This is a genomic window from Gracilibacillus suaedae, from assembly GCF_017599345.1.
Taxonomy (GTDB): domain Bacteria; phylum Bacillota; class Bacilli; order Bacillales; family Amphibacillaceae; genus Gracilibacillus; species Gracilibacillus suaedae.
On record NZ_JAGFVL010000035.1, the window covers coordinates 129,620 to 141,809 of the forward strand.

The window sequence follows — 12,190 nt, forward strand, 5'->3', positions numbered from 1 at the left end:
AATTTTAAAAAAAGCTGAGCAATTCTTCTATTGCTCAGCTTTTTGGTTATTATTTTGTTTTCGTTCTTGAGATAGCCTGAGACGATAGACTCCCATTACTACTGCGATAATGAATAGACTTTCTGCTAACGGGAGATTTAGACCAAAAATCAAAGTTAAAAAGAATGTCCCAATAATTAATAAGATATAGATAACGAGTGATTTAAGTGGCGAAAGTTTTTTGGCAAAACCAAATTTATACGCGAATATGGCGAAAATCACAACTGTTAGGTAAAGTAGCATAAACCCTCTGATTAAGGTGGCCATCTCCCCTTCATCAGCTACATTTACTTCCCCACCTAAATCTCTCATAAAAAAATCAGCCACTGGCCATAGATTGTCAGGTACTTGAATTACTGTTTCTTTTTGCATGTGAAACCTCCAAATTCTACATTCAAACAAATCTATTATACTTTAATCCCTTGATAAATACAATTTCTATTAAAGATATGGTATCCTAATACTAACTACTAATTATTTGAGGTGACATAATGAATTTTCAACTGTCGAAATTTCTTTTAGCATTATGTGTGATCCTAGCATTTTCTGCTGCGGGAGTTGGTGTAGCCCTTCGAAGCATTTGGTTTATCGTCATTGCATTCCTAGTTGGATTTGCGCTAATGGGATATGGTATCTCATTAAAGAACAAAGAAACCAGTTAAAAATACTAGCAATCCTAAGACTGCTAGTATTTAAATGTTACTTAAATTCAATATATTCAGCAAGTAACTGTTGCTTAATTTTGCTATTGCAAGTTAATATCGTATTTTTCTCTAAAAGGTTTACAGGTTTTCCATTTGCCTGGATCGTAACCCCGCCTACTTCTTCTACAAGAATTAAGCCTGCCGCAAAATCCCACGGTGCTAATCTCATCGTTAAATAAGCGTCAACTATACCTTCTGCTACAAAGGCAAATTCTAATGCTGCTGAACCATATGACCTTGTTCCACGGCTATCTTTAATTAATTGCTGTACTTTCTTTTCATTAATTCGTTTATTTTCACAAGCTAAGGAACTATTTAAAGCTATAATACTTGTTTCCAAGCTAACCTGTTCCCCTAGTGGTTGTAGCTTGTCTTGATTTCGGTATGCTCCTTCACCTTTTTTTCCGCTATACAATACATCTTCCATAACATTATATATCAGCCCTATTTCTCCAACGCCTTCATGATAAATACCAATTGAAATGGCAAAATTCCGTTTTTGATGTACAAAATTCATCGTACCATCAATAGGATCAATAATCCACAGGGTGCCATCTAACGATTCTACTTTATCACCATAGCCCTCTTCACCTACGATAGAATGATTAGGATATTTTTCTCTTATTTTCTCAGTAAAAAACTGCTCTGTTGAACGATCTACTGCAGTTACAAGGTCATTCGCATCTGATTTAGTTTCAATTTGATATGGATCATCTATTTGATCACGAATTAGTTTACCGGCTTGATAAACCCATTTTCTTGCGTCCTCAAAAATTTGTTGCCGAGTGGTTTCATCCATCAACCTTCCTCCATTCTCCTTAGGCTACTTATTATTTTAGCAAATATTCAGTTAATTTAAAAATGTATACTATTTCTTTGCAATTAAATAATAATTAATATAATATTAAAATGATACTAATTAAATTGAAAGGTGAACAAAATGACATTTAACGGATTTGAACAAAAAGATTTTGAAACATTCCGAATCGATGGACTTGATGAAAGAATGGAAGCAATTCAAGAACGAATTCAACCCAAGTTCAAAAGTATTTACGATGAAATTGAAGAAGAATTAAATGAATTAGCCGGACGTGAAATGCATTTACACATTGCAAAGCACGCAAGACGAACAGTCAACCCACCTAAAGATACTTGGTCAGCATATTGTCATAATAAGCGAGGATATAAAAAACATCCTCATTTTCAAGTTGGTTTATGGGATGATAATCTCTTCATCTGGTTAGCATTTATTTATGAATTACCACATAAAAGTGACATTGCGGAAAAATTCTTAAGTGAAATAGATGATATTAAAGAATTTGTCCCTGAAGACTACCATATTTCACTCGATCATATGAAAAATGAAGCAACACTCCTTTCCGAAGCTGATTTACAAGAAGGGCTGGAGCGCTTTAAAAAAGTTAAAAAAGGGGAATTTTTAATCGGACGTAGAATCGAAGCAAATGACCCTCTATTATTGGATGGAGATAAGCTTATCGAGAAGATTAAAGAAACATTACAAACTTTAGCACCTTTATATCGCTCTTCCATGGACCTCTAATAAAAACACAGCAAAGTTGCGGAAAGATATTCAGCCTTTTTAGCACCATCATTTAGTCTAGGTGTGCTACTGTTCTCTCGATCTTTCCGCTAACATTGTCTGTTACATTTTTAATATATCTTTTGGAGATAAGTCTTTTGCTTTTTTGATCACACGGAAAGGAACATATCCAGACTGTTTTTCAAATTGTTTATCTAATTGTTTTTCTTCACTTTTAGATGGGACGATTTCTTTGTACCGATTATACGCTGCAACTAAGTCTTGCTTTTCTACCCCTTTTTCATAAGCTTTTTCAATTAATGAAAAATAATTAACTACATCAATTATTTCCTCAGTCGTCCATGTTTCATCAATAGGATAACTATAATTCATTTACAACACCTCACGATTGGATTCGCCCGTATTTTAACATGTTCATTTTAGAAAGTATAGCGATATAACTAGCTATTCAACAGTGGATTTGCTATAATACCATTTGCTTTATATTTCAAATGGTAAAGGAGCACTATACAAAGCATGAATCAGAATGCAACACCACTTTTTAGTGGAATACTACAACATATCAAGAAAGACCCGAAAGCATTTCATATACCTGGTCATAAAGCAGGCAAAGGAATGGATCCGTCATTTCAAGAGTTTATCGGATACAATACACTTGCTATCGATTTAATTAATATAGAGCCGTTAGATGACTTGCACCATCCGAGAGGTATAATCAAGGAAGCGCAACAATTAGCAGCCGGTGCCTTCGGAGCTGATCATACCTTCTTTTCCGTACAAGGTACGAGTGGTGCAATTATGACGATGATTCTTAGTGTATGTAATCCTGGTGATAAAATTATCGTGCCAAGAAATATTCACAAATCCGTATCTTCTGCTATTATTTTTTCCGGTGCAATACCCATATTTATTCACCCTGAATTAGACCATACATTGGGTATTTCACATGGCATAACACCAAATGCAGTTGCAAAAGCATTACAAGTACACCCAGATGCAAAGGCTGTCCTTGTTATCAATCCTACTTATTTCGGTATTGCTGCTGACTTAAAACAAATTGTAAATATTGCTCATCAATTTCATATACCTGTGTTAGTTGATGAAGCTCATGGTGTGCATATTCATTTTCATGACAAACTTCCATTATCAGCAATGCAGGCCGGTGCAGATATGGCAGCTACTAGCGTCCATAAGCTAGGTGGCTCCCTTACCCAAAGCTCTGTACTTAATGTCAAAGCAGGACTGGTAAATCACGATCGCGTCCAAACCGTTATGTCAATGTTGACTACAACTTCTACATCATATATTCTCCTAGCATCATTGGATGTAGCGAGAAAGTATTTATATCAGCATGGAACGGATTTATTAACCCAAACATTAAAATATGCCGAGTTTGCAAGAAACGAAATTAATCAAATCCCTCATTTATATAGTCCAGGAGAGGAACTTTTAGGTACAGAAGCAACCTTTGATTATGATCCGACAAAGATTATTATTTCCGTTAAAAATTTAGGGATTACAGGACATGATGCAGAAGTATGGTTAAGGGAAAACTATCAAATAGAAGTTGAATTATCGGATATGTATAACATATTATGTATTTTAACACCCGCTGATAGCAAGGAAGATCTAGAATATATCTTAAATGCTTTAAGACATTTATCTCAATATTATCAAGACGGTGCGAATCTACAAGAAATTAAAGTTTCTGTTGCGGAAATCCCTCTTCTAGCAGTTAGCCCACGAGATGCATTTTATGCAGAATATGAAGTAATACCTTTACAAGAATCTGCTGGCAGAATTAGTGCAGAATCAATAATGATCTATCCTCCTGGAATTCCAATTTTCATTCCAGGAGAGATCATTTCTGAAGAAAACCTAGACTATATATCCGAAAATATTAAATCAGGTTTACCCGTTCAAGGGTTAGAGGATGAGACATTAGCAACTGTTCGTGTACTGAAAGAACGCACGGCTTTTAAATAAAAATATGAATTAAAGTAAAATAAAATGAACTGCCCACTTTCTAATGACCTAATGGCAGTTCATTTGCTTTAGTCTATCTACTCTGCTGTGTAACAGATGCTTGATCTAATGATAAGTTGTTGTCGCTTTTTGGTTTAATAAAAAACACAAACGCACTGATTAATGAACAAAGCCAAATTAACAACATTACACTAGCTATGATAGGCAAGGTTGTTAATTCAAATACGGAGCGGCCAAATCCAGATTGAATCCCGATAAGTAAAATCATAAGTAACCAAGCAATACTGCCTAAATGGATTAGTCTTTTTTTGATGTGGTCTTTAACCTGCGTGTTCTCTAAAAAACAAGCTGGTAAAACTAATGTTTGCAGTGCATGGAATCCTAGACCGTGGAGTACAATTAGATTACCTGCATCACCTGTAAGTCGGTCTTGAAGTAAAATCATCCATATTCCAGCAACATTGGCTGCAAATACAGAAAGAAAGGCATAACGAACCCCCAATATGAGCAATGGTCTTTCGTAAGGAGATTTTATTCGAAAGAAATGAATCATAAGTATGACCGCTAAAACTACAAGTACTAAAGAAAGGATCCCAAATAAAATTCCCGCTATCATATCTATTTCCGCACCTACGCGAGAAAAGCGTGGATTAATTCCTCTATAGTTTTGAACAGTTTCAATGACATATCCATAAATGCTTGCCACGATAAAAAACCACCGTATCATATTCCTTTTTCGATCACTAAATCTTGCAAGGGGTAAAATCGCAGCTATGGATAGTATAAAAATACCAATAGCTGCATTAAAGGAGAATGCATCCTTCATATTGCCTTCTGGTAACCTAATGTGCCCTTGAAAAAGGATAAAAAAGGCAATACCTAATGAAAGTATAAATCCAAATAAGCCTGTAATAATAAGCCAACGTTCCCCTTGAAACAGCTTTACTGACGGTTCATCTTCAATTCGGTTTAACTTCATGAATTTTAACATGGAATAATCCCTTCTTTCGAATAGTTTATTTTTACACCAATATTTATTTATTGATAAATAAATATTGGTGTAAAAAAAGGAGATTTATTACTCCTTTCTTACATATGATCATCTTTATGGAATAATTGTGGTAAATCCAACACTTCTGCAACAGTAATGAGTAAACCAGTGCCTATAAATTGAGATGCTGTCTGTTTTGCATTTGAAATACCTGCATTTTCAAATTTTAATGTCAAGGATTCAAACATAGTAAGAAACAGTTTTTTTACATGATCACGAATTCCAGACTCTGCAATTGCATGTGCTTGCATAACCATCAACACTTCAGCACGGTGTGTCTGAATAATTTGTTCAAACGCACACCCCATTGTTTCAATTAACTTATCAGTAGGTGCTTGAACTTCTGAAAACGTATCGTAAATTCTGCTGAAAGCACGATCAATAACTGCTTTGAATAGTTCTTCCTTGTTTGTAAAAAAATGAAATACATATGGCTGCGTTACCCCTGCAGCTTTTGCAACCATTGCAGTTGTTGCTTTATAATACCCCTTTTCCGCAAATACTGCTACAGCGTTATCAATAATGATTTCTTTTTTATCTTCTCTTGGTGCCATTTAATCATCCTTATGTAGGTTATTTATTTATTACTCAATAAATAATATGATATTTATTGAGTCTTGTCAATAAGCAAATGTCGTGGATTCCTTGATTAATATTTTTTGTTACTCATTCCCCACTACTAGCTTTGGCTCGAACATATAAAAACACCTTCGAAATAGTTTTTCAACTATTCGAAGGTGTTTTTAGATTAATGGAAGATTGGGTGAGTTCGATTACTCCGGTACTTGTAATCTCATTGGATCTACGAATTCGTAACCTTTATCCCGCAAACCTTTTACAATATCTTCTAATGCAGCTGCAGTCCATTCTCTGTCATGCATTAATAAATTGGCACCAGGTTTTAAGAGCGAATATGAGATATCAATTTCGGGAGCTTCACCTGAAATCATAGCTTCTTTGAGTTTTTCTGCATCCATATATGGCTCAAAATAATCATATCCATATGTCCAATTCATGAGAAGCATACCTTCTTCCTCTACTAAAGATGTAGCATAATCAGTATTTTCCCCGTGTGGTGCTCGGAAAAATTTTGGTTTTTCCCCAATTATTTCTTCAATAAGATCGTTTAACTCCATTATTTCTTGTTTTTGTGTTTCCTCATCAACATCTGATAATTTTTGATGATGATATGTATGGTTTCCTATTGCAAATCCCATCTCATGAATTTGACGTAATTGTTCTTTTTTCTCATCAGTTTCTAAGAAATGACCATTTACAAAGAAAATTGCCGGAGCTTCAAGTTCCTTTAATGTTTCAGCCATTTCTAAAGCATATTTTTCTGGACCATCATCAATGGTAAGTAACACTACCTTCTCGTTCGTACCTTCATCTAGAGGTACTACACTCCAGTTATCATCGATTTTATACAGTGGTTCCGTTATTTCTGGTACTGTTTCTTCTTCTTTTTTTTCCTCATCTTCAGTCTTATTCTCGTCATTTTCCTCTGTAACCATTGGCTCTTCCTCTACTTCATTCTCTTTTTCTGTTTGCTCTGTTGATGTCTCTTCAGTATTAGCTTCTTCACCTTCAGCTACTTCATCGTCGTCATTGATGGTGTCATTACATGCACCCAATATGAGCAATGTCACTAACAGCAATGTATAGATATTTTTTTTAACCAACAACAATTCCTCCATTTCAAAAATTAGAAAGATAACCAGACAAAATCCAGTCCACCCTGTTTGTTGATCGGACATTTAGTGCGTTATTTGGCGGAATAACAGTCGTTTTTCAGTGTAGGCGGACATTTAATCCCTTATTCAGTTACTTTCGGTGAAAATTAGCCTTATTCTCGAGGAATAGCGGAATAGATGTCCGCTGGGCTCCTAAAAAAGCACTTTTTGTCACAAATAACGGAACAAATGTCCACACACAGGCAGGAATTAGGTTCCTTCACAATTTATGTATTTGTTGCGTGTTAAAAAGGAGTCTGCCATAGCAGACTCCCCTTTGGTCACTTTATTATTTCACAATATGAATTGGTGTTCCAATAGCAACTTCTGCTGTTTCCATTGTGATCTCACCTAAAGTAGGGTGAGCATGGATTGTTAGAGCTAGATCTTCCGCTGTCATACCAGCTTCAATAGCGAGTCCGAGTTCAGAGATCATGTCACTTGCGTTTGGACCAGCAATTTGAGCACCAATAATTAAGCCATCTTCTTTACGTGTTACTAGCTTCATAAATCCTTCAGATGCATTCAGGGACAATGCACGACCATTTGCTGCAAATGGGAATTTAGATGCTTTTACATCGTAACCAGCTTCTTTCGCCTCTTCTTCAGAATAGCCAACAGTAGCTAATTCTGGATCAGAGAATACAACTGCAGGAATTGCGTTATAGTCAATTACTGCATTTTCTCCAGCGATTGCTTCAGCAGCAATTTTACCTTCATAAGAAGCTTTGTGTGCAAGTGGAGGTCCAGCAACGATATCACCGATCGCATAAATGTTATCTACATTTGTACGGCATTGCTCATTAATTTTGATAAGACCTTTATCTTCCATTTCGATACCTAATTGCTCAAGACCAAGTTCGTCAGTGTTTGGTTTACGTCCAACTGTTACTAATACATAATCAGCTTCAACTGTTTCTGTTTTTCCATTCACTTCATACGTAACTTTCACTCCGTCTTCTGTTTCTTCTACACCTTGAGCCATTGCTTCTGTTACAATTGTTGCACCTTTAGATTTCAATTTCTTTTTAACAAGGGCACTCATTTGTTTTTCGAATCCACCTAAAATTTCTTTCATACCTTCTAGGATCGTTACTTCTGTACCGAAGTTTGCATATGCACTACCTAATTCGGTACCAACATATCCTCCACCGATAACTACAAGTTTTTTCGGAACTTCTTTTAAGTTAAGAGCTCCAGTTGAATCTAATACACGATCAGAGAATTTAAATGTAGGTAATTCAATTGGACGAGAGCCTGTTGCAATAATACAATTTTTAAATGTATATGTTTGAGAATTTTTGTCATCCATTACTTTAACTGTATTTTTATCAACAAAGTAAACTTCACCATGGACGATATCTACTTTATTTCCTTTTAATAATCCTTCAACACCGCCAGTTAGTTTTTTAACAACTGAGCCTTTCCATTCTTGTACTTTGGAAAAATCTACAGAAACATTTTCTGATTTAATTCCTAATGACTCATCACCTTGAGCATGATCGTAACGGTGACCTGCTTCAATTAATGCTTTAGATGGAATACATCCAACGTTTAGACATACACCACCTACAGTACCTTTTTCAACTACTGTTACTTTTTGTCCAGTTTGTGCTGCGCGAATTGCCGCAACATATCCCCCAGGACCAGCACCAACTACAAGAGTGTCTAATTCTACCGGAAAATCTCCTACTACCATTTGTTTACCCCTCCATCATAATTAATTGTGGGTCTTCTAACAGACGTTTAATCTGGTTTAACGCTAACTGTGCTGTTGCACCATCAACAATTCTGTGGTCAAAGCTTAATGATAATGCTAGTACAGGTGCAACGACAATTTCACCCTCACGTACTACTGGTTTTTCAGCAATACGTCCAATTCCTAAGATAGCTGCCTCAGGATAGTTAATAACAGGTGTAAACCATTGCCCTCCAGCTGAACCGATATTAGAGATAGTACAAGAAGCACCTTTCATTTCGTTAGGAGCAAGCTTTCCATCTCTTGCTTTTCCTGCTAGTTCATTAATTTCGCTGGAAATAGCAAAAATTGATTTAGAATCCGCATTTTTCACTACTGGTACAAGTAAACCTTTCTCTGTATCAGCTGCAATACCAATATTGTAATAATGCTTATGGATGATTTCATCTGTATCATCATCAATAGAGGCATTTAAAATTGGATATTTAGATAATGCAGAGGTTAAAGCCTTCACTACATATGGTAAATAAGTAAGTTTAATTTCTTGTTCTGCCGCAATTGGTTTAAATTTCTTACGATGTGCAACCAATTCTGTCACATCAACTTCATCGTGTAAGGTAACGTGTGGTGCTTTATGTTTAGAATTAACCATTGCATTAGCAATTGCTTTACGGATTCCACTCATCTTCTCGCGAGTTTCAGGGAATTCACCTTCAGGAACTGTTTGAGTAGATGCTTGAGTTGGTTCTTCACTTGCCTGATCTTGAGCTGCTGTATCTGCTGCTTTTTGATCGCCATTTAAGAAGGCATCAATATCATCTTTTAATACCCGATTATTTTTTCCCGTTCCTTGTACTTCAGCAATATTAACATTGTTATCTCGTGCATATTTACGAACAGAAGGCATCGCAATTACGCGGTTGTTCGGATCTTTAGTTGCTGGCTCTTGTTTTTCTTCTTTAGCCGCACTGTCATCTTTAACTTCTTCTTTTGGTTCATCTTTTGCTTCAGCTTTATCACCATCATCTGCTGATCCTTCATCTTCATATCCTTCAGCGTCGATCGTAATAATAGTTTCACCAACTGTCGCAACGGAACCTTCATCAAAATGTACTTCTTTAACCGTACCCTCTACTGGAGAAGGAATTTCAACAACTGCTTTATCGTTTTGCACTTCACAAATTACGTCGTCTTCTTTTATCTCTTCACCAGCTTTTACAAACCATTTTACAATCTCACCTTCATGGATACCTTCACCAATATCAGGCAATTTAAATTCAAAAGCCATTCAAATGACCTCCCGTCTCGATTTTATTGCTTAAAAATTAATGACTTTATTTACTTTTTCGATAATATCGTTATAGTTTGGTAACCAAACTTCTTCTGCTTGTGTAAATGCATATACTGTGTCAGGAGCAGCTACTGTCAGGATAGGTGCTTCTAAGTGTAGTATAGCTCGTTCTTGAACATTAGATACTACATAAGAAGCAATACCTGCTTGACGCTGCGCTTCTTGTACCATTACTACACGATTTGTTTTCTCTACTGATTTAATAATGGTATCAAAGTCAACAGGCATAACCGTACGTAAGTCGATTACTTCTGCATCAATGCCATCTTTTTCCAGTTCTTCTGCTGCTTTTAGTGAAGAATGTACCATTGCTCCATATGTGATTAATGTTACATCATTACCTTCACGCACAACATTTGCTTTACCTAATTCTAGTGTGTAATCTTCTTCAGGCACTTCTTCACGGAATGAACGGTACAGTTTCATGTGCTCTAAGAATACTACCGGATCATTGTCACGGATAGATTGGATTAAAAGACCTTTTGCATCATAAGGACCAGATGGAATAACTACTTTCATACCTGGCTGTTGCGCAATAAGACCTTCTAAAGAGTCAGCGTGAAGTTCCGGAGTATGCACACCTCCACCAAATGGTGAACGAATCGTAATTGGAGCAGTTTGAGTATTACCAGAGCGGTAACGTAAACGTGCCATTTGGCCATTAATAGCATCCATTGCTTCATACACGAATCCAAAGAATTGAATCTCCGGTACCGGACGGAAGCCTTGAGTTGCAAGACCAATGGAAATACCTGCAATTCCAGATTCAGCTAATGGTGTATCAAAAACTCGATCTTCACCGAATTCTTTTTGTAAACCTTCCGTTGCACGGAAAACCCCGCCGTTTTGGCCAACGTCTTCTCCATACACAAGTACATTTTCATCATTTTTTAATTCTACTCTTAAAGCATCAGTAATTGCCTGGATCATTGTCATTTGAGCCATGATTTACTTCGACTCCTTTGCTTTATATTCTTCCATTTGTTCCTGCAAGTGAGCTGGAAGTTCTTCATACATATTACCGATTAGATCAGTAACTTTTTGTTTTGGTTGTTCATCTGTTTTCTTAATTGCTGCTTTGATTTCTTCCTTAGCTTTTTCGATTACTTCGTTCTCTTCCTCTTCAGACCATAAACCTTTTTCTTCTAAGAATTTACGGAAGCGAACGATAGGGTCTTTTTTCTCCCATTCATTATCCATTTCTTCTGTACGATAGCGAGTAGGGTCATCACCAGCCATAGTATGAGGACCATAACGGTATGTTAAAGTTTCAATTAAAGTAGGACCTTCACCATTCACAGCACGCTCTCTTGCATCTTTTGTCGCTGCGTATACAGCAAGAACATCCATACCATCTACTTGGATACCATCAATACCTGCAGCAACTGCTTTTTGAGCTAATGTATCAGCGGCAGTTTGTTTTTCAACAGGTACCGAGATAGCAAAACGGTTATTTTGCACAACAAAAATAGCCGGAGCCTGGTAAGCACCAGCAAAGTTGATTCCTTCATAGAAATCACCTTGAGAAGTACCACCATCACCAGTATAAGTAATAGCTACTGACTTTTTGCCACGTTTTTTCATACCTAAGGCTACACCTGCTGCTTGTGTGTACTGTGCACCAATGATAATTTGCGGACTTAAAGCATTAACACCTTCAGGCATTTGGTTACCATGGTAATGGCCACGGGAAAATAAGAATGCTTGATATAACGGAAGCCCGTGCCAGATTAATTGAGGTACATCACGATAACCAGGTAAAATAAAGTCTTCTTTTTCAAGAGCAAACTGTGTTCCTAATTGTGATGCCTCTTGTCCTGCTGTCGGTGCATAGAATCCTAAACGACCTTGACGGTTTAACGCAATCGAACGTTGATCAAGTATTCTTGTATACACCATGCGATACATAATTTCTTTTAACTCTTCATCTGAAAGATCAGGCATAGCATCTTCGTTTACGATTTTACCTTCTTCATTCAGAATTTGAAACGTTTCAAATTGTTCTTCGATATTTTCTAAAGTACGTTTCAAAAGAATTCACCTCTTCCTTTCCTTTATAGCCTAAT

General features: G+C 36.4%; 13 protein-coding genes. 3 read left to right on the forward strand and 10 right to left on the reverse strand.

Annotated features, from left to right (window positions below):
- Positions 1-27 precede the first annotated feature (27 nt).
- Complete coding sequence (locus J5J03_RS10410) at positions 28-411, reverse strand: YlaH-like family protein (RefSeq protein WP_208589382.1); 384 nt, start codon at positions 409-411, stop codon at positions 28-30.
- Positions 412-530: 119 nt separating this feature from the next.
- Between J5J03_RS10410 and J5J03_RS10415 the strand changes: the two genes are divergently transcribed.
- A complete protein-coding gene (locus tag J5J03_RS10415; protein ID WP_208589383.1) occupies positions 531-701 on the forward strand; it encodes a DUF5325 family protein in 171 nt (56 codons plus the stop codon).
- 37 nt (positions 702-738) lie between these two features.
- Here the strand turns inward: J5J03_RS10415 and J5J03_RS10420 are convergent, their stop codons facing one another.
- Entirely contained in the window at positions 739-1,542 is an 804-nt protein-coding gene (locus J5J03_RS10420; RefSeq protein ID WP_208589385.1) for an inositol monophosphatase family protein, read from the reverse strand.
- Between the two features lie 141 nt (positions 1,543-1,683).
- On the opposite strand from J5J03_RS10420, the gene J5J03_RS10425 reads away from it, so the two are divergent.
- Positions 1,684-2,304 (forward strand): YktB family protein, encoded by a 621-nt coding sequence (locus J5J03_RS10425; RefSeq protein WP_208589386.1) that lies wholly within the window; start codon positions 1,684-1,686, stop codon positions 2,302-2,304.
- 102 nt (positions 2,305-2,406) lie between these two features.
- Here the strand turns inward: J5J03_RS10425 and J5J03_RS10430 are convergent, their stop codons facing one another.
- Entirely contained in the window at positions 2,407-2,676 is a 270-nt protein-coding gene (locus tag J5J03_RS10430; RefSeq protein WP_208589387.1) for a UPF0223 family protein, read from the reverse strand.
- 144 nt (positions 2,677-2,820) lie between these two features.
- On the opposite strand from J5J03_RS10430, the gene J5J03_RS10435 reads away from it, so the two are divergent.
- The gene (locus tag J5J03_RS10435; RefSeq protein ID WP_208589388.1) at positions 2,821-4,290 is read left to right on the forward strand and encodes an aminotransferase class I/II-fold pyridoxal phosphate-dependent enzyme; all 1,470 of its coding nucleotides are present in this window, start codon (positions 2,821-2,823) and stop codon (positions 4,288-4,290) included.
- A gap of 73 nt (positions 4,291-4,363) precedes the next feature.
- Here the strand turns inward: J5J03_RS10435 and J5J03_RS10440 are convergent, their stop codons facing one another.
- The 7 genes from J5J03_RS10440 to pdhA all read right to left on the reverse strand — a co-directional run bounded on the left by J5J03_RS10440 (position 4,364) and on the right by pdhA (position 12,155).
- Positions 4,364-5,281, reverse strand: coding sequence for a hypothetical protein (locus J5J03_RS10440; protein ID WP_231710686.1), 918 nt, complete (start codon positions 5,279-5,281; stop codon positions 4,364-4,366).
- A 98-nt stretch (positions 5,282-5,379) separates the two neighbouring features.
- Positions 5,380-5,895 carry a TetR/AcrR family transcriptional regulator gene (locus J5J03_RS10445; protein ID WP_208589389.1) on the reverse strand — a complete coding sequence of 172 codons (516 nt, stop codon included), beginning with the start codon at positions 5,893-5,895 and terminating at the stop codon, positions 5,380-5,382.
- 219 nt (positions 5,896-6,114) lie between these two features.
- Positions 6,115-7,023 (reverse strand): polysaccharide deacetylase family protein, encoded by a 909-nt coding sequence (locus J5J03_RS10450; protein ID WP_231710687.1) that lies wholly within the window; start codon positions 7,021-7,023, stop codon positions 6,115-6,117.
- Between the two features lie 340 nt (positions 7,024-7,363).
- On the reverse strand, positions 7,364-8,773 hold the full coding sequence (gene lpdA / locus J5J03_RS10455) for a dihydrolipoyl dehydrogenase (protein ID WP_208589390.1): 1,410 nt from the start codon (positions 8,771-8,773) through the stop codon (positions 7,364-7,366).
- 4 nt (positions 8,774-8,777) lie between these two features.
- Positions 8,778-10,061 (reverse strand): dihydrolipoamide acetyltransferase family protein, encoded by a 1,284-nt coding sequence (locus tag J5J03_RS10460; protein ID WP_208589391.1) that lies wholly within the window; start codon positions 10,059-10,061, stop codon positions 8,778-8,780.
- 30 nt (positions 10,062-10,091) lie between these two features.
- Entirely contained in the window at positions 10,092-11,069 is a 978-nt protein-coding gene (locus J5J03_RS10465) for an alpha-ketoacid dehydrogenase subunit beta (protein ID WP_208589392.1), read from the reverse strand.
- A gap of 3 nt (positions 11,070-11,072) precedes the next feature.
- Positions 11,073-12,155 (reverse strand): pyruvate dehydrogenase (acetyl-transferring) E1 component subunit alpha, encoded by a 1,083-nt coding sequence (gene pdhA, locus J5J03_RS10470; RefSeq protein WP_208589394.1) that lies wholly within the window; start codon positions 12,153-12,155, stop codon positions 11,073-11,075.
- Positions 12,156-12,190 lie beyond the last annotated feature (35 nt).